General features: G+C 70.9%; 19 protein-coding genes. 16 read left to right on the top strand and 3 right to left on the bottom strand.

Features of this window, described 5'->3' with window-relative positions:
- The first annotated feature begins 64 nt into the window (after nucleotides 1-64).
- The 10 genes from MYF83_RS21195 to ccsB all read left to right on the top strand — a co-directional run bounded on the left by MYF83_RS21195 (nucleotide 65) and on the right by ccsB (nucleotide 10,552).
- A complete protein-coding gene (locus tag MYF83_RS21195) occupies nucleotides 65-1,648 on the top strand; it encodes a bifunctional uroporphyrinogen-III C-methyltransferase/uroporphyrinogen-III synthase (RefSeq protein WP_248962435.1) in 1,584 nt (527 codons plus the stop codon).
- Between the two features lie 72 nt (nucleotides 1,649-1,720).
- Nucleotides 1,721-2,713 carry a porphobilinogen synthase gene (gene hemB, locus MYF83_RS21190; RefSeq protein WP_248962252.1) on the top strand — a complete coding sequence of 331 codons (993 nt, stop codon included), beginning with the start codon at nucleotides 1,721-1,723 and terminating at the stop codon, nucleotides 2,711-2,713.
- 83 nt (nucleotides 2,714-2,796) lie between these two features.
- Nucleotides 2,797-3,450 carry a bifunctional DNA primase/polymerase gene (locus MYF83_RS21185; RefSeq protein WP_248962251.1) on the top strand — a complete coding sequence of 218 codons (654 nt, stop codon included), beginning with the start codon at nucleotides 2,797-2,799 and terminating at the stop codon, nucleotides 3,448-3,450.
- Between the two features lie 70 nt (nucleotides 3,451-3,520).
- Entirely contained in the window at nucleotides 3,521-4,822 is a 1,302-nt protein-coding gene (gene hemL, locus MYF83_RS21180) for a glutamate-1-semialdehyde 2,1-aminomutase (protein ID WP_248962250.1), read from the top strand.
- Nucleotides 4,823-4,927: 105 nt separating this feature from the next.
- Complete coding sequence (locus MYF83_RS21175) at nucleotides 4,928-5,821, top strand: LysR family transcriptional regulator (protein ID WP_248962249.1); 894 nt, start codon at nucleotides 4,928-4,930, stop codon at nucleotides 5,819-5,821.
- 13 nt (nucleotides 5,822-5,834) lie between these two features.
- Nucleotides 5,835-6,470, top strand: coding sequence for a histidine phosphatase family protein (locus MYF83_RS21170; RefSeq protein ID WP_248962248.1), 636 nt, complete (start codon nucleotides 5,835-5,837; stop codon nucleotides 6,468-6,470).
- A gap of 107 nt (nucleotides 6,471-6,577) precedes the next feature.
- Nucleotides 6,578-7,156, top strand: a complete 579-nt coding sequence (locus tag MYF83_RS21165) for a TlpA family protein disulfide reductase (RefSeq protein ID WP_248962247.1) — start codon at nucleotides 6,578-6,580, stop codon at nucleotides 7,154-7,156.
- Between the two features lie 39 nt (nucleotides 7,157-7,195).
- Nucleotides 7,196-7,927: a cytochrome c biogenesis CcdA family protein gene (locus MYF83_RS21160; protein ID WP_248962246.1), complete on the top strand. Its 732-nt coding sequence runs from the start codon at nucleotides 7,196-7,198 to the stop codon at nucleotides 7,925-7,927.
- Complete coding sequence (gene resB, locus MYF83_RS21155) at nucleotides 7,927-9,513, top strand: cytochrome c biogenesis protein ResB (RefSeq protein ID WP_248962245.1); 1,587 nt, start codon at nucleotides 7,927-7,929, stop codon at nucleotides 9,511-9,513. The genes MYF83_RS21160 and resB overlap by 1 nt, the downstream gene beginning before the upstream one ends.
- Nucleotides 9,503-10,552: a c-type cytochrome biogenesis protein CcsB gene (gene ccsB, locus MYF83_RS21150; RefSeq protein ID WP_248962244.1), complete on the top strand. Its 1,050-nt coding sequence runs from the start codon at nucleotides 9,503-9,505 to the stop codon at nucleotides 10,550-10,552. The genes resB and ccsB overlap by 11 nt, the downstream gene beginning before the upstream one ends.
- A gap of 201 nt (nucleotides 10,553-10,753) precedes the next feature.
- On the opposite strand, the gene MYF83_RS21145 is transcribed toward ccsB, so the two are convergent.
- Nucleotides 10,754-11,059: a PLDc N-terminal domain-containing protein gene (locus MYF83_RS21145; protein ID WP_248962243.1), complete on the bottom strand. Its 306-nt coding sequence runs from the start codon at nucleotides 11,057-11,059 to the stop codon at nucleotides 10,754-10,756.
- Between the two features lie 190 nt (nucleotides 11,060-11,249).
- Here MYF83_RS21145 and MYF83_RS21140 point away from each other — a divergent pair, with 190 nt between their 5' ends.
- Together MYF83_RS21140 and MYF83_RS21135 are read left to right on the top strand one after the other, a co-directional pair.
- Nucleotides 11,250-12,311 (top strand): hypothetical protein, encoded by a 1,062-nt coding sequence (locus MYF83_RS21140; protein WP_248962242.1) that lies wholly within the window; start codon nucleotides 11,250-11,252, stop codon nucleotides 12,309-12,311.
- 10 nt (nucleotides 12,312-12,321) lie between these two features.
- Nucleotides 12,322-12,570, top strand: coding sequence for a hypothetical protein (locus MYF83_RS21135; RefSeq protein WP_248962241.1), 249 nt, complete (start codon nucleotides 12,322-12,324; stop codon nucleotides 12,568-12,570).
- A gap of 170 nt (nucleotides 12,571-12,740) precedes the next feature.
- On the opposite strand, the gene MYF83_RS21130 is transcribed toward MYF83_RS21135, so the two are convergent.
- A complete protein-coding gene (locus MYF83_RS21130; protein WP_189165217.1) occupies nucleotides 12,741-12,980 on the bottom strand; it encodes a BldC family transcriptional regulator in 240 nt (79 codons plus the stop codon).
- Between the two features lie 295 nt (nucleotides 12,981-13,275).
- Here MYF83_RS21130 and MYF83_RS21125 point away from each other — a divergent pair, with 295 nt between their 5' ends.
- Nucleotides 13,276-13,476 (top strand): DUF4229 domain-containing protein, encoded by a 201-nt coding sequence (locus tag MYF83_RS21125; protein ID WP_248962240.1) that lies wholly within the window; start codon nucleotides 13,276-13,278, stop codon nucleotides 13,474-13,476.
- On the opposite strand, the gene MYF83_RS21120 is transcribed toward MYF83_RS21125, so the two are convergent.
- The gene (locus MYF83_RS21120; protein WP_248962239.1) at nucleotides 13,473-14,753 is read right to left on the bottom strand and encodes an NHL repeat-containing protein; all 1,281 of its coding nucleotides are present in this window, start codon (nucleotides 14,751-14,753) and stop codon (nucleotides 13,473-13,475) included. The two genes, MYF83_RS21125 and MYF83_RS21120, sit on opposite strands and share 4 nt — an antisense overlap.
- 78 nt (nucleotides 14,754-14,831) lie before the next feature.
- On the opposite strand from MYF83_RS21120, the gene MYF83_RS21115 reads away from it, so the two are divergent.
- The 3 genes from MYF83_RS21115 to MYF83_RS21105 all read left to right on the top strand — a co-directional run bounded on the left by MYF83_RS21115 (nucleotide 14,832) and on the right by MYF83_RS21105 (nucleotide 17,421).
- Nucleotides 14,832-15,566 (top strand): demethylmenaquinone methyltransferase, encoded by a 735-nt coding sequence (locus MYF83_RS21115; protein WP_248962238.1) that lies wholly within the window; start codon nucleotides 14,832-14,834, stop codon nucleotides 15,564-15,566.
- A 128-nt stretch (nucleotides 15,567-15,694) separates the two neighbouring features.
- Nucleotides 15,695-16,969 (top strand): geranylgeranyl reductase family protein, encoded by a 1,275-nt coding sequence (locus MYF83_RS21110; protein WP_248962237.1) that lies wholly within the window; start codon nucleotides 15,695-15,697, stop codon nucleotides 16,967-16,969.
- Nucleotides 16,970-17,061: 92 nt separating this feature from the next.
- Entirely contained in the window at nucleotides 17,062-17,421 is a 360-nt protein-coding gene (locus MYF83_RS21105; RefSeq protein WP_036325316.1) for an NADH-quinone oxidoreductase subunit A, read from the top strand.
- Nucleotides 17,422-17,448 lie beyond the last annotated feature (27 nt).

Raw genomic sequence — 17,448 nt, 5'->3', positions numbered from 1 at the left:
CGAGGCCGTGAAGCCCGCCGGGACCGGCGCGGCTTCGGCGACGACCACGAAGGGGACGAGGGACGTGACCGGCGAGGGCGGCGGCCCGCAGGCCCGCACGGGGTTCGTGGCGTTCGTGGGAGCGGGGCCGGGTGACGAGAACCTCCTCACCCTGCGCGGCGCCGACCTGCTGTCACGGGCCGACGTTGTCGTCCTGGACAGGGAGCTCTACGGCGGCCTGCTGCGCCACTGCTCCGCCGACGTCAAGGTCGTCGACGTCGAGGGCGACACCGGCGCGGTGTCGCTGAAGGCCGTGCAGGAGGCCAAGGCGGGGTGCCGCGTCGTCCGCCTGTGCGCGGGCGATCCGGGCCTGTTCTCCTCGGTGACCGAGGAGGTGGCGGCCTGCTCCAAGGCCGAGGTCGACTTCGAGATCGTGCCCGGCGTGCCGCCGGCGACGGCGGTGCTCACCTACGCGGGCATCGCGCCCGCCGTGTCGGTGCCGGAGTTCCGCATCGTGGACGCCACCCAGGTGGACGACTGGTCGATCCACGCGGGCTCCACGGGCACGGTGGTGATCTACAACGGCATCGCCGACGCGGTCGCGATCGGCAAGGCCCTCGTGGCCGCCGGCAAGCCCGACACCACCCCGGTCGCCGTGACCCAGAGCGGCACGACGACCGAGCAGTACACCGTGGTCTCCTCGCTCGGCAGGCTCGCCGCCGACCTCAAGCACGCCGGTTTCGCCGAGCCCGCGCTGATCGTCGTCGGCGAGGCGGTCGGCACCCGCGACCGGCTGTCGTGGTTCGAGAACAAGCCGCTGTTCGGGTGGCGGGTCCTGGTGCCCCGCACCAAGGAGCAGGCCGCCGGACTGTCGGAGCAGCTCCGGTCGTACGGCGCGGTGCCCGAGGAGGTGCCGACGATCTCCGTGGAGCCGCCGCGCACCCCCCAGCAGATGGACCGCGCCATCAAGGGCCTGGTGACCGGCCGCTACGAGTGGGTGGCCTTCACCTCCGCCAACGCCGTCAAGGCGATCAGGGAGAAGTTCGAGGAGTACGGCCTGGACGCGCGGGCGTTCGCCGGGCTGAAGGTCGCGGCCGTCGGGGACGCGACGACCAAGGCGCTGGTGGAGTTCGGCGTCAAGCCCGACCTCGTGCCGGTCGGCGAGCACTCCTCGGAGGGCCTGCTGGCCGAGTGGCCGCCGTACGACTCGATGCTCGACCCGATCAACCGGGTCCTGCTGCCGCGCGCCGACATCGCGACCGAGACGCTCATCGCGGGGCTGACCGAGCTGGGCTGGGAGTGCGACGACGTCACCGCCTACCGCACCGTCCGGGCCGCCCCGCCGCCCGCGCCGATCCGTGAGGCGATCAAGGGCGGCGGCTTCGACGCGGTGCTGTTCACCTCGTCCAGCACCGTGCGCAACCTCGTCGGCATCGCCGGCAAGCCGCACAACGTCACGGTGATCGCGGTCATCGGGCCGCAGACCGCCAAGACCGCGGAGGAGTTCGGGCTGCGGGTCGACATCATGGCCGACAATCCGTCGGCTTCGGCACTGGCGTCCGCTCTCGCGGAGTACGGTGCCAAGCAGCGCCAGGCGGCCCTCGCCGTCGGTGACGTTCCTCGGCGGCCCTCGCAGACCCGCAGGGGCGCCCGACGCCGAGCCAAGTGACCCGGCGTGGTCGCGGCGACGTAGACCCCTGTCGCGCGTACGCGATCCACAGACCGGGCCTGGGAGGGGAAAATGATGAGCGACGCGGAGTTCCCCGTGGCGCGGCCCCGGAGGCTGCGCCGCACCGCGGCGATCCGGCGCATGGTGGCGGGCACCCGGCTGCATCCGGCCGAGCTGGTGCTGCCGATGTTCGTCAAGGAGGGCGTGACCGACCCTCAGCCGGTGAGCTCTATGCCCGGGGTGTTCCAGCACACGCGCGACTCGCTCCGCAAGGCCGCCCACGAGGCCGCCGAGGCGGGGGTGGGCGCCCTGATCGTGTTCGGCATCCCGGCGGTCAAGGACGCCAGGGGCTCGGCGGGCGACGACCCCGACGGCATCGTCCAGAAGGCTCTCGCCGACCTGCGCGCCGACCTCGGCGACTCGATCGTGATCATGAGTGACACCTGCCTGGACGAGTTCACCGACCACGGGCACTGCGGCGTCCTCACGCCCGAGGGCGAGGTCGACAACGACGCGACGCTGGAGCGCTACGCCTCCGTGGCCGTCGCCCAGGCCGCCGCGGGCTCCGAGGTGGTCGCGCCGAGCGGCATGATGGACGGCCAGGTGGCCGCCATCCGCGCCGCGCTCGACGCCAACGGCTTCTCGCACATCCCGATCCTCGCGTACTCCGCGAAGTACGCCTCGGGGTTCTACGGGCCGTTCAGGGAGGCCGCGGAGTGCGCTCCGCAGTTCGGCGACCGCAACGCCTACCAGCAGGACCCCGCGGGGCCCGTGGGGGAGGCGCTGCGCGAGGTGCGCCTGGACGTGGCGGAGGGCGCGGACGCCGTCATGGTCAAGCCCGCGCTGGCCTACCTGGACATCCTGCGGCAGGTGCGCGACACCGTCGAGGTGCCGGTCGCGGCCTACCAGGTGAGCGGCGAGTACGCCATGGTCGAGGCGGCGGCGGCCAACGGCTGGATCGACCGCGATCGCATCATCATGGAGTCGCTGATAGCCATCCGGCGCGCCGGTGCGGACATGATCCTCACCTATTGGGCTACGGAAGTGGCCAGGAGACTATCCTGACGGGCCATTTTCCGGGGGTCGGGTCACCTTGGCCGGCCGCCATCAGGCATCATCGGTGAAAGGCAGGGTGGGGGAGGAACACAATGGTGGGGGTACCGCTGGCGGCTCGCCGGGCGAAAAGGCGAGCACGATCCCATGAGAAGGCGCACGCGATCACCTCGGTGCTTGAGTACGCCGAGATCGGGTGGGCCAGCGTTCTGGGCGCCCACCCGCTGCGCGAGGGCAGGCGAGCCTGTTCGTGTGACCGCGTCGGCTGTCCGGACCCGGGAGCCCACCCGCTGTCGCCGGCCTGGCAGATGATGGCCACGACGGACACCGTGCTGCTGACGCGCTGGTGGGAGCAGAACCCCGACGCCAACGTGATCCTTCCCACGGGCCGGGTGTTCGACGTGTTCGACGTACCCGCGACGGCGGGCCAGTCGGCACTCGCCGCCATGGACGCCGCGAACTTCTCCACGGGCCCGGTCGCCGCCAACGGCGACCGGGTCCTTTTTTACATCGCCACGCGCGGCGCTCCGGAGGACGAGGACGAGTGGTGGTCGTGCCACCTCGACTACGCCCCCGAGACGATCGAGGCGACCCCGGGCCTGCGCTGGCACTGCCGCGACAGCTATGTCCTGGCCCCGCCGTCGTCGCTGCCGGACGGCAGCCAGGCCCGCTGGCTGCGCCCCCCGGACGGGCGCCCGCTGCCCGACCCGCTGCACGTCCTCGACTGGCTGGCGGACGCCTGCGAGTGACCCCGCGGCCCGTGCCGGGCATGCTCGGGTGGCCGACGGGCCCGGCGGTCCCGGGGACTAACCTGGACGCGTGAGCCGTACGAAGATCTCAGAGGACCTGTTCGAGCGTGCCCGCGCCGTCGTGCCCGGAGGCGTCAACTCGCCGGTGCGCGCCTTCGGCGCCGTCGGAGGCACCCCGCGGTTCATGGAGTCCGGCCAGGGGCCGTACATCGTGGACGCCGACGGCAACCGCTACGTCGACCTGGTCTGCTCCTGGGGCCCGATGATCCTCGGCCACCGGCACCCCTCCGTGGTGGAGGCGCTCACCGAGGCCCTGTCGCGCGGCACCTCCTTCGGCACCGCGACCCGGGGTGAGGTGGAGCTCGCCGAGGAGATCGTGGCGCGGGTCGGCCCGGTCGAGAAGGTCCGCCTGGTCAGCTCCGGCACCGAGGCGACCATGTCGGCGGTGCGGCTCGCGCGCGGCTTCACCGGGCGTTCCCGCGTCGTCAAGTTCGCCGGCTGTTACCACGGGCACGTCGACGCCCTGCTCGCCGCGGCGGGCTCGGGCGTGGTGACCTTCGGGCTGCCCGACACCCCGGGCGTCACCGGATCCTCGGCGGCCGACACGATCGTCCTGCCCTACAACTCGCCCGAGGCGGTCACCGAGGCGTTCGCCGCGTACGGCGACGACATCGCCTGCGTGATCACCGAGGCGTGCCCGGCCAACATGGGCGTGGTGCCGCCGGCCCCGGGGTTCAACGCGCTGCTGCGCGAGCTGTGCACGGCGAACGGCGCCCTGCTGATCATCGACGAGGTGCTCACGGGCTTCCGGGTCTCCTCCTCCGGGTGGTACGGCCTGGAGCCGGTGGACGCCGACCTGATGACCTTCGGCAAGGTCATGGGCGGTGGCCTGCCGGCCGCCGCGTTCGGCGGGCGGGCCGAGGTCATGGGCCGGCTCGCGCCCGAGGGCCCGGTCTACCAGGCGGGCACCCTCTCGGGGAACCCCCTGGCCTGCGCCGCCGGCCTCGCCACGCTCCTGGCCTGCGATGACGACGTGTACGACCGGGTGGACGCGGCGGCTCTGATCATCGGCCGCGCCGCGTCGGACGCCCTGGCGGCGGCGGGGGTGCCCCACCGGCTCCAGACCGCGGGCAACCTGTTCTCGATCTTCTTCACCGCCGACCCGGTCACCGACTTCTCCGGGGCGCGCGGCCAGGACACCGGGGCCTACCGCGCGTTCTTCCACTCCATGCTCGACCAGGGCGTCTACCTGCCGCCTTCGGCGTACGAGGCGTGGTTCCTGTCGGCGGCCCACGACGAGGAGGCCCTGGCCCGCGTCGCCGAGGCCCTCCCCGCCGCCGCGAAGGCCGCCGCGGCGGCCTCCTCCGGCTGACCACGGAACATCCGCCGGGTCGCTCCGGCCGCGGCCACGGCTCAGCCATACGCGATATTTCAGTGGGTGAATGAATTCCAGCGATCGATGATTTAGCATCTCTGTATGCTCGATCTCCATCGCCTGAAGGCGCTGCACGCCGTGTCGGTGTACGGCTCGGTCGGCGCCGCGGCCGAGGCGCTCATGGTGACCCCCTCGGCCATCTCCCAGCAGATCGCCAAGCTCGAGCGCGAGACGGGGTCCAGGCTCATCGAGCGCAGCGGGCGCGGAGTGCGGCTCACCGACGCCGCCGGGCTGCTCGCCGAGCACGCGGAGCGCATCCTGGCGCTGGTGGAGACGGCCGAGGCCGACTTCGAGGCGCTGCGCGGCACGGTGGTCGGGCGCCTGACGATGGCCGCGTTCCCGACGGCCGCCCGGGGCCTGCTCCCCGGCGCGCTCACCGAGCTGAAGCGGTGCCATCCCGAGCTCGACCTGGTGCTGTACGAGCGCGATCCCGAGCGGCAGGTCCGCGAGGTGGCCCGGGGCGAGCTCGATCTGGCCCTGGTGCAGGACTGGCTGAACCGCCCGATGGCCATCCCGGAGGGCCTGTCGCGGGCCGCGCTCATGGACGATGTGGTCGACGTGGTGCTGCCCGCCACGCACCCGCTGGCGGACCGGCGGGAGCTCGAACTGGCCGAGTTGCACGGCGAGCGGTGGATCAGCTCCTCGCCCGGCACCATCTGCCATGACTGGCTCGTCTTCACGCTGAGGACGGCGTCGCTGGAGCCGGAGGTCTCCTGCGTGGCCGACGAGTACCCGACGCAGATCGCGCTGGTCGGAGCCGGGCACGGCTGCGCCCTGGTGCCTCGCCTCGGCCGTGGCCACGTGCCGGCGGACGTCAAGGTGGTGCCGATCCGCCCCCGGCCGACGCGGCGCATCTACGCCCTGTGGCGCACGGACGCGGCCCGCCGCCCGGCGATCCGCGCAGCCGTCGAGGTGCTCCGGCAGACGGCCCAGTAGGCTGGTGCCCGTCATGACTGAAAGCACCGTTGTCCACCTGCTCCGGCATGGAGAGGTGCACAATCCACAGGGCCTGCTCTACGGCAGGCTGCCCGGATACCATCTGTCGGAGAACGGCCGGTCCATGGCCGAGCTGGTGGCCAAGGCGCTCGCGGGCCGCGACATCGTCGCGCTGTACAGCTCCCCGCTGGAACGCGCCCAGGAGACGGCCGCCCCGATCGCGCAGACGCTCGATCTTCCCGTTCAGACCGACGACCGGCTGATCGAGGCCGGCAACGTCTTCCAGGGCCTGGTCATCGGGGGCATGTTCCGTGCTCCCCGCAACCTGCGCCACATGTGGAACCCCACTCGCCCGTCCTGGGGCGAGCCGTACGTCGACATCGTCAGGCGGATGCGGGCGATCGTCGACGTCGCCCGCGCGGAGGCCCGGGGGCACGAGGCGGTGCTGGTCAGCCACCAGCTCCCGATCTGGATCATTCGCCAGGCGGCGGAGGGCCGCAGGCTGTGGCACGACCCGCGCCGGCGCCAGTGCGCGCTCGCGAGCCTGACCAGCCTCACCTTCGAGGGCGGCCGGCTGGCGAGCGTAGGCTACAGCGAGCCGGCGGGTGCGTTGGTGAAGCCCTCTAAGCTCCTCAAACCGACCAAATAGCGATAGTCCCCGATACCTGCACAGGTAGTGCCCCGATTTCGAGGGTGTGCGGTGCGCTGGGTAGGGTTTGAAGCTCTACCGGTTGTAGTACAAGGAGACCTTGCTCCGTGTCCTCGAAGTCACGTGTCCTCGTCGCCGTTGTGCTGGCCATGACGGCTCTCGCGGGATGCGCCGGAAGCCAGGGAACGCAGCCGCAGTCCGGCGACACGCGCTTCGTCGCGGGCGACGGCAGCATGCGCGTGGTGCCCGCCGCGGAGCGGCAGGCGGCTCCGGCGATCGAGGGGCAGACGCTGGAGGGCACCGCCACCAGCCTCGCCGCCCACAAGGGCAAGGTCGTCGTGCTCAACTTCTGGGCGTCCTGGTGCGGCCCCTGCCGGGGCGAGGCGCCGGTGCTCAAGGACATCGCCGCCAAGACCAAGGACCGCGGGGTCCAGTTCCTCGGCGTGGACGCCAAGGACGACAAGGCGCAGGCCCTGGCCTTCCAGCGCACCCAGCAGCCCGGATACCCGAGCCTGTTCGACCAGCCCGGCAAGGTCGCGCTGGCCTTCCGCGGCATGGTCAACCCCGCGGCGATCCCCTCCACGCTCGTGCTCGACAGGCAGGGCCGGGTCGCCGCCCGCGCCCTCGGAGAGGTACGCCACTCCGACCTCCTCGGCGTGGTGACCAAGGTCAGCGATGAGAAGTAGCCCTCGCCTCCACGGGCGCCCCGGCGGGCGGGGTGGGCCGTGAGCGACGTCGCGAGCACGGTCGCCGCGGGCTCGCTGATCGTCGCGCTGCCCGTGGCGGTGGTCGCGGGCCTGGTGTCGTTCCTCTCGCCGTGCGTGCTGCCCCTGGTGCCCGGCTACCTGTCCTACGTGACCGGCATGAGCGGTGACCCCCGGCGCGGGCGAATGGTCGCGGGCAGCGCCCTGTTCGTGCTGGGCTTCTCGCTGGTGTTCGTGCTGGGCGGAGCGCTGTTCGGCGGCCTCGGCGCGCTGCTGCTCGGCAACGCCGAGGTGATCACCCGCGTGCTCGGCGCGCTGACGATCGTGCTCGGCCTGGCCTTCCTGGGCCTGATCCCCGGGCTGCAGCGCGACGTGCGCATCCACCGCTTCCCCGCCGCCGGCATCGCGGGCGCGCCCCTGCTCGGCATCGTCTTCGGCCTCGGCTGGACGCCCTGCATCGGCCCCACGCTGTCCGCAGTGCTCACGCTCTCCCTCGACCAGGCAAGCGCGGTGCGGGGAGCCGTGCTCGCCTTCGCCTACGCCCTCGGCCTGGGTGTCCCGTTCGTCCTCGCCGCGCTCGCCTACCGCAAGGCGATCAGCACGTTCAAGGCGGTGCGCCGCCACTCGCAGCTCATCACCCGCATCGGCGGGGCCATGCTGGTCGTCGTCGGCGTGCTCCTGGTGACCGGCCTCTGGGGGCAGTTCATCGCGAGCATTCAGGGCTGGGTGGGCGGATTCGAGCCGGTGATCTGATGACGACGACCGAAGAGATCCAGACCGACCTGGGGCGCCCGGCCGGTCTCGGGCCGCTGGGCTGGCTGCGCTGGGCCTGGCGCCTGCTCACCTCGATGCGCACGGCGCTGATCCTGCTGTTCCTGTTCGCGCTCGCCTCGGTGCCCGGGTCCATCTACCCGCAGCGGTCGATCAGCCCCGACCGGGTGGCGAAGTACTTCAAGGACAGCCCCGGCCTGGCCGCCTGGCTCGACCGGTTGTGGCTGTTCGACGTGTTCACCTCGCCTTGGTTCGCGGCGACCTACCTGCTGCTGTTCATCTCGCTCGCGGGTTGCGTCATCCCCCGGGCCGCGGCTCACCTGCGCGAGCTGCGGCGCAAGCCCCCGGCGGCGCCGCGCAACCTGTCCCGGCTGCCCCAGCACGCCTCCTTCGCCTCCTCCGAAGCGACGGTGGAGTCGCTCGCCGCGCTGCTCAGGAAGAAGCGCTTCCGCACGGTCACCGGGCCAGGGTGGGTGGCCGCCGAGAAGGGCTATCTCCGCGAGACCGGCAACCTGCTGTTCCACGTCGCCCTGCTCGCCCTCCTGCTCGCGGTCGGGGCCGGCGGCCTGTACGGCTATCGGGGCAACGTGCTGCTCGTCGAGGGCAACGGCTTCGCCAACACCGTCGCCGCCTACGACAGGTACATCCCGGGCCAGCGGGTGTCGTCGGACTCGCTGGAACCCTTCTCCTTCACGCTCTCGGACTTCCAGGCCACCTACGTCGCCTCGGGCGACCGGCGCGGCCAGCCGCTCGACTTCTCGGCGCGGCTGCGGGTCACCGACCGGCCCGGTGCGCGCGAGCGCCCGTACGACCTGCGGGTGAACGAGCCGTTGGAGGTCAACGGCACCCAGACCTACCTGCTCGGGCACGGGTACGCGCCGACGTTCAAGATCCTCGACGGGAAGGGCCAGGTGGCCTTCGAGGGCCCGGTGCCGTGCCTGACGGCCGACCAGACGACCTACATGTCCGAGTGCGTGATCAAGGTGCCGGACGCGCAGCCCGACCAGCTCGGCTTCCTCGTGCGCTTCCTGCCGACGACCGTGCCGGCCCAGGACGGCTCCTACGTCTCGATCTTCCCGGGCGCCGCCAACCCGACGGCGCAGGTGTTCGCCTTCTCCGGCGACCTCGGCATGAACTCCGGCGAGCCGCAGTCGGTGTACCAGCTCGACACCAAGAAGCTCAAGCCGCTGGTGATGGGCTTCAAGACCAAGCCGCTCGCCGTCGGAGAGACCCTGCCACTGCCGGGCGGCGCCGGGTCGATCCAGCTCACCGGCGTGCGTGAGTGGATCAGCCTCCAGATCGCCTACGATCCCGGCCGCGTCCCGGCCCTCGTCGCGGCGGCCCTCGCCGTGCTGGGGCTGGTGCTGTCGCTCACGGTCCGCCGCCGCCGCGTCTGGGTGCGGGTGACCGACGGCGACGGCGAGGCCCGCACGGTCGATGTGGGCGGGCTGACGCGCACTGAGGGCGGCGCCGGTTTCGCCGAGGAGTTCTCCCAGATCGTCACGGCCCTCCAGGGGCCGGAGGCCGGCAGGCCCGCCTCGCCGCAAGGAGTCAAGGATGCCCACTGACGTCAACTCGGGCCTCGCCACGCTCAGCGATCAGCTGATCCTGGCGACCGTCCTGTTGTACGTGTTCGCCATGATCGCGTACGCGCTCGACCTCGGCTTCGGCCGGGCCCGCAAGGTCACCGCGGCCGGGGAGCCGGTCGCCGTCGGCGCCGCCACGGCTGCGGTCACCGCCAAGGCGGGCGCCGTCCAGACGCTCGACCGCCCCGGCGGCGCGCCCGGCACCGGCGAGGACGCCGGATCCGAGCGGGCGGGGGACGGGACGCTGCCGGGTGAGGGAGCCAGGGACGCCGGTCCGGCCGCCGCGGCGCCGCCCGCGTGGGCCGCCCGTGCCGGCACCGTGGCGGTCGCGTTGAGCTGGCTCGGCTGGGCCGCGAACCTCGGCGCCATCATCACCCGGGGCGCCGCCGTGGGCCGCTGGCCCTGGGGCAACATGTACGAGTTCGTGGTGGCGATCTGCTTCGCCGCCATGACCGCGTTCCTGGTGATGCAGGCACGCCAGCCGGTGCGGTTCCTCGGCGCCTTCGTGTCGGTCGCGGCGGCGCTCGGGCTCGGCTTCGCGGTCCGCTACCTGCACGTGCAGGCCGGGCCGGTCGTGCCCGCCCTGAACTCCTACTGGATCGCCATCCACGTCACCGCCGCGATCTGCGCGAGCGGCCTGTTCATCGTCGCGGGCGTCTCGGGGGTGCTGTTCCTCTCGCGCGGAGACGGCCCGTCACGGCTGCCCGGGCGGGCCGAGCTCGAGCAGGTCGCCCACCGCGCCATCGTGATCGCCTTTCCGATCTGGACGTTCGCGGTGATCGCCGGCGCTCTCTGGGCCGACAAGGCGTGGGGACGCTACTGGGGCTGGGACCCCAAGGAGGTCTGGTCGTTCATCGCCTGGATCGCCTACGCGGCCTACCTGCACGCGAGGGCGACCGCCGGGTGGCGGGGCAGGGCGGCGATGATCGTCCAGCTGGTCGCCTTCGGCTGCCTGCTGTTCAACCTCGTCGGCGTGAACATCTTCCTGTCGGGCCTGCACTCCTACGCGCAGGTGCCCTGACCCGCGGCCGTTCGGCCGGGGTGCGAGGAACCGGGACCGGGAGTGCGCCGGGGGCGGGGCCGGCCCCGTGCTTCCGCGCGGGGCCGGCCCCTGATGGTCCCCTGACCGTGCCGCTCGTCCCCTAAGGACGGCCTTCCCGTGCCGGCCGGCACGCCGGCACGGGGGTCGTGGAGGGCCTGTCGGGGCGGCCGCCGCAGGAGGTCAGTCGTCCTCCCTACGGAGGCGACGGTCGAGGTCGCGGAGGAAGTCGGGGTCGTCGTCGGGTCCGCGGGGCACGGAGGGGCGGGGGCCGGAGCGGCCGAGGCGCTGCCGTTGTACGGTCTGCTCGCTGAGAGGACGGCCGAGGAGCAGCCACAACAGGCCGCCGAGGTCGACCAGGAGGATGACGATGAGAACCCACAAGAACTTGGGCAGGTTCCTTACGTCTTCCTCCGGTGTGGTGATCAGGTCGAACAGGCAATAGAGCCAGAAGGCTAACAGCGCCAGGCCGAGAAGCACGCTAGGCATGTCCGCAGCGTAAGCCATTCGACGGTAGATCGTGTTTCCGGGGCGTCACGGGCCCTCTCTGAACCATCCCCATAGGACATTCCAGATGACTCCTGGGCGGCCTCGTCGTACGGTGGACCGTGACCACGCTTCGCGTATGGGAGAGGTGTGTGCCGATGGTCGCGTTCGCCCGGGCCCCCAGGCCGCGGCTTTGACGGCGTTCTCCGGCGACAAGGGGCGCCATCGCAGAGGGCCGCGCTGGCGGCAGCGGGGGCCGTACGCCTTCCCCTCCCGCGGCGAGGTGCCCCGCGAGGGGGCCGCCGAGCCCTCTGACGGCACGCGCCCGGAGGGCGTGGCCGACCGCCGCGGTGACTCCCCGCGCGACGGCTCCCCGCTCGATGGCCGCGCCGGTGCCACGCGCGAGGGCCGCGCCGAGTCCGCGAGGGCCGCCTCCTCCAGGGAGGGCCGCGCCGACTTCCGTGACGGCGGGCGCAGGGCGAACCGCCGCGAGAGCAAGGCCGACTCGTTCCGGGCGGGCGACCGGCCCCGAGTCGAGGGGGCGCGGGCCGTCACCGCTCCGGTGGTCGACCGGCCGCAGTACATCTGGCGTGATTTCGAGCTGGACGACGAGCCGCCTCTGGCCCAGCCGAATTCCCCGGACACGCCCGATATGCGCGATGGGCTCAGGCACTGCGGGCCGCTGGAGCAGATCCTGTACCGCCAGTGGGACTCCGCCGAAGGCCCTCCCTCGGCGGACGCCGTCCGTGCCGTCGACAGCCTGGCCCGGCTGCCGGAGCGGCTGAAGGCGCTCCTGGCGGTCGGACTCGACGGCATCTACGTCGGGGCCGGCGGTGTGCCCGATCTGGACGACATGGGCTATCTGCGGGGCGCGCCGCTGCCCTCGGGCAAGGCGACCTGGGACGTGTGCGCCGGCGCGTACGGCGACCGCAAGATCGTGGTGGGCGACCGGCCGTCGCCGACCCCGGACGTGATGATGCACGAGACGGGGCACGCCCTGGACGACATCGACTCCGCGCTGGGCGAGTGGGTGTCCGACTCGCCGGAGTTCGTCGCCCTCTACGAGCAGTGCGCGCCCCTGTTCGCCTCGGCGTTCCACAAGCAGCCGGGCGGTCTCGGCCGCAAGGAGTTCTTCGCCGACGCCTTCGCGGCGATCGCGTCCCGGCAGCGTCCGGCGCTGGTCGACATGCTGAACGGAGACACGCGTGCGGCGCTCAATGTCATGTTGTTCTTCAACCGGCGCTACGGAATCTAGGTGATCCGTCATGTACGTCATCCGGCTCGCGGACGGGACGTTGCGGATACCGCAGACCCTGACCAGTGACGACGGGCGCCTCATCGGGAACGCCTACGTGGAGCTCGCGCCGACCGATCCCGAGTACGAACGCTGGCTGCCCGAGTCGATCACCGAAGAGCAGGAGGCCGAGCGGCGCAGGCGCTGGCAGGAGGAGAACGACGACCTGGAGCGGGAGTTCCTGGCGTTCAAGGAGTCACAGGCCGGCTCCGACCGCTGAGCAGGCCGGCGGATAGAGCGCGTCCGTAATTGCTTTAAAGGCATGCATAGAAAAAAGAACAGTGACCCTGCGGCTTCCGGGGGGCACGCAGGATCACCGGTGGTGCATGGTGGGCTCGAGATCACCGCACCTCACGCAGGCGCCAGGCTCGGTGGGCTCTCACCTGTACATCAGACACGCGGTGAGTCGCCGCTCGGCCGTTCGGCCGTGAGGACTTCCTCGCCACGCAGGAGAGCGTGCACCTCCGACTCGCGGAAACGCCGATGCCCTCCGGGAGTGCGGATGCTGCTGATGCGGCCTGCGGCCGCCCAGCGTGTCACCGTTTTTGGATCGACCCGGAAGAGGGCGGCAACCTCTCCGGGGGTCAGCAGGCGTTCGCTGCTACTCTCCACAATCTCTCCCCCTCGCATCCCGCATCCTGAAGCGGGCGGACAGGTATCCAGTTTGCCGAGCGAAAACTGATATATCCGTGATTTACATCCAACGATCACGGGTTGTTATCAGCTGACTGCCCGTTTGTTATATGATAGAGCCTCTTTGGGGCGCTCGTGGGTGTTTCTTTACATAAGCGCCGCGATGTGAACACTAGCAGTGCTCGCTCCCGATGCGAAGCGAGGACTGTAAAGCTCCGAGGCCGAAATCGGCTGCCCTCCAGGGCGGTGGTCGCAGACCGCTCCAGCGGACGGGTGACGTAGCCTCGACGTTGTGCGATCGTTTCTCGTTTACACAGCGTCACGGCTGGGTCTGTTCGCCGTCACCCTGGGCGTGCTCTACCTGATCGGCCTTCACAACGTCTTCTGGCTCCTAGTGATCAGTTTCGTGATCAGCGGCATAGCCAGTTACGTGCTGCTGTCCAAGCAGCGAGACGTGATGAGTGAGCAGATCAACAAGAACCGCAGGGGCTAGGGAAGCGGGAACATGCCGACCCGGGCATGGTACTCGTGTCCGAGGTGCGTGGTGTCGCTTCCGACGAGAAGGCCGCCTTTGTGTGCGAGGAACGCTTTGACACCGATGCCCCGGTCGCGAGTGGGGTTCCATGCGAGCGCCTTGCCGGTCGTGGGGTGAATCGCCCCGATGCCCGGCCGCGCCACCGCGCCCGGCCCCGCCGAGTCCGAGCCCCGGGGGTTGTTCAACCAGCGCTGATGGCCACCGACGTACACCGCGGATCCGGTGACCGCCACCGAGTACAACGAGTCGCCCCCGGTGTGGTTCACCCACGTGGGCCGTACGGCGTCTCCGCGAGAATAGGTCTCGAAGCGGGCCGCGGAATCGCAGAGCTTGCGGGCGCCCTTGGCGCCTCCTGTCGTCACGATGACGAAGTAGTGCCCGTCAGGTGAGAAATCCAGCCCGCGTACGTAAGTGGGGAACACCTCTTTACACGCGGCGGCGTACGCCTCGGTGTGCCAGTCGGTCACCGATGGCCGCGCGGCGGCGATGTCGATCAGGCCCACCTGTGGCCGCCGGTGGCCGTCCAGGGTGGTGAAGGAGCCGTCCACCGCGAGCCGGTCACGGGTTGCGGCCATCGCGTAGATCTTCAGCTCACCGCCGCGCCCGGCGCCCGGGGTCACGGTGAACGCCGGGTCCACCGCCCCGGTGCCGGCGTCGACCCGGGCCAGGGCCGTGCGCATCGTGCGGCCGATGCCGGTGAAGTCGCCGCCGACGTACAGCCTGCCGCCGTGCAGCACGAGGCTGGAGACGTCGCCCCCGTTGACCGGCGCGGAGAAGCCGGCGACCGGCGAGCCGTCGGGGAGCCTGAGCCGGGCCAGCCCCCGGCCGGGCGCGCCACCGGCGGAGACGAACGCTCCGCCGACGTAGACCGAGCCGTCCGGCCCGGCCGCCAGCGCGTACACCGGGCCGTCCAGGCGCGGGGCGAAGCGGCGGTCCACTTTGCCGGTGGCGAGGTCGAAGGCGAACAGGTTGCTCCTCGGCAGCCGCGTGGAGGCCCCGGCGTCGCGCACCTCGCTGAACGAGCCGCCCACGACCACGGTGCCACCGATGAGGGCGAAGGCGTTGACGATGCCGTCGAGCACGTGGGGAGTGGTGGCGACCGGATCGGCGGAGACCACGCGCGGGTGGGCGACGTCGCCGGCGGAGGCGGGGGAGCAGGGGAGCAGCGCGAGGGCCGCCGCGAGCAGGGGGAGGGTGATGAGGGCCGGCTTCCGGGCCGGCTTTCCGACGAACATCCACCAAGTGGTAGCAGACGCAGGGTAGTGGGGCGGCTACTTTGGGTGGATCAACGCGTGCGCACTAAGCTTGTCGCCATGACGCGTGCATCCCTGGACAAACAGCCGCACGAGGTCGCGGCGATGTTCGACCGCACGGCCCGGCGCTACGACTTGGTCAACGACGTGCTTTCCCTCGGTCAAGATCGGCTATGGCGCAGGGCCACCGCCGCCGCGGTGGACGCCGGTCCCGGGGAGCTCGTCCTCGACCTCGCCGCCGGCACGGGCACCTCGACCGACGCCTTCACCGGTCTCGGGGCGCGGGCGATCGCGTGCGACTTCTCCCTCGGCATGCTGCGCACGGGCGCCTCCCGGCGAGGCGGTTCGGGCCTTTCCGGCGGAGGGGTGCGTGGCGTCACCTTCGTCGGAGGCGACGCCCTGAAACTTCCATTCGCCGACGGCACCTTCGACGCCGTGACGATCTCGTTCGGATTGCGCAACGTGAAGGACACGGTCGGGGCGCTGGGGGAGATGCTCCGGGTGACCAGGCCCGGCGGGCGCCTTGTGGTGTGCGAGTTCTCCAGGCCGACGATCAAGCCGTTCGAGCTGGTGTACACGCAATATCTGATGAGGCTGTTGCCGCCCGTCGCGCGGGTCGTGAGCTCCAATCCCGACTCCTACGAGTATCTCGCCGAGTCGATCCGCGCCTGGCCCGACCAGGCGGCGCTGGCCCGGCTCGTCCAGGAGGCCGGGTGGGAAAGGGTCCAGTGGCGCAATCTCTCGCTGGGCATCGTGGCCTTGCATCGAGCTGTTAAACCAACCATGGACGAGTAGGTAAGCTCCATCTGACATCGGGCAGGGAAAAAGGGTTAGACTTCCGCCGACAAGTTTGTGAAGTAGTTCACAAAGGAACGAAGGCCCCCAACCCCGAGGCCCTCGACACCCAGGACAGGACAGGTCCCGTGAGCGAGTCAGCCCCCGCGGCGGACGCCGACGTCATCGTCGTCGGTGCCGGACCCGCGGGTTCGACCACGGCCTTCTATCTCGCACAGGCCGGCTTCGACGTGCTGCTGCTGGAGAAGACCCGATTTCCGCGCGAGAAGGTGTGCGGAGACGGGCTGACGCCGCGCGCCGTCAAGGAACTGATCGCCATGGGCGTCGACGTCGACGCCCCCGGCTGGGTCAGGAACAAGGGCCTCCGCGTCGTCGGCGGCGGCCTGCGCTTCGAGCTTCCCTGGCCCGAGCTTTCGAGCTTCCCCGACTTCGGCCTGGTGCGCACGCGCCTGGACTTCGATGAGATCCTGGCCGCCAACTCCGAGCGGGGCGGCGCCACCGTGCTGCAGGGCGTCAACGTCACCGGGCCCATCCTCGACGAGCGCAGCGGCCACGTCACCGGCGTGACGGCCCGCAAGGACGGCGAGCAGGTCACCTACCGCTCGCGCCTGGTCGTCGCCGCCGACGGCAACTCCACGCGGATGTCCCTGGCGATGGGCCTGCACAGGCGCGACGACCGGCCGCTGGGCGTCGCCGTGCGCACGTACTACGCCAGCCCCCGGCACGATGACGACTGGCTGGAGTCGTGGCTGGAGCTGTGGGACACCGACGATGACGGCAACTCCCGGCTCCTGCCCGGATACGGCTGGGTGTTCCCCGTCGGCGACGGCACCAGCAACGTCGGGCTCGGCCTGCTCAACACCAGCGAGGCGTTCCAGAACCTCGACTACCGCGACCTGCTGCGCCGCTGGGTCAAGAACATGCCCGCCGAGTGGGGGTTCTCCGAGGAGAACATGACCGGGCCGATCCGCGGCGCGGCGCTGCCGATGGCCTTCAACCGGCAACCGCACTACTCGCGGGGCATGGTCCTCGTCGGCGACGCCGGCGGCATGATCAACCCGTTCAACGGCGAGGGCATCGCCTACGCCATGGAGACGGGCCGCATCGCCGCCGACACGATCGTCACGGCCCTGTCGAGCATCACTTCCGCGCAGCGCGAACGCGTGCTGCGCGCCTATCCCAAGACGCTGAAGGACGCCTACGGCGGCTATTTCACGCTCGGGAGACTGTTCGTGGAGGCCATCGGCAAGCCGGGTGTGATGGGGTTCATCACGCGGCACGCCCTGCCACATCCCACTCTGATGCGGTTCGCTCTGAAACTCCTTGCTAATCTCACGGACCGGCAGGGCGATGCGTCAGACCGGATCATCAACGCCCTGTCCAAGGTCACGCCGCCGGCATGACACAGCACCCGGAACGAAGATCGATGATCGCTCTGCCTAGACTCATCAACCGATTGACGACTGCTTCAGCGCTCAGAGGGGACGCATAAGCGATGGAACTGTACGTGCCGATCCTGGTGCTCGCGGTTCTCGCGGCGGGCTTCGCCGTCTTCTCCGTGGGAATCGCGCCCTTCACCGGCCCCAAGCGCTGGAACCGCGCCAAGCTCGACGCCTACGAGTGTGGCATCGAGCCCACACCGCAGCCCGTCGGCGGCGGCCGGTTCCCCCTGAAGTACATGATCACCGCGATGCTCTTCATCGTGTTCGACATCGAGATCATCTTCCTTTATCCGTGGGCGGTCGCATTCGACAAGCTCGGGGTCTTCGGGCTGGTCGAGATGGTGCTGTTCATCGTCACCGTGCTGGTCGCGTACGCCTACGTATGGCGCCGTCGCGGCCTGGACTGGGACTGAGAGGCAGCGTGCCGGAGGCGCGCGAGA

It is taken from the genome of Sphaerisporangium perillae, from assembly GCF_023276435.1.
Lineage (GTDB): Bacteria > Actinomycetota > Actinomycetes > Streptosporangiales > Streptosporangiaceae > Sphaerisporangium > Sphaerisporangium perillae.
Note: the sequence above shows the minus strand (reverse complement) of the source record. Positions and strands in the feature narration are given on the sequence as shown.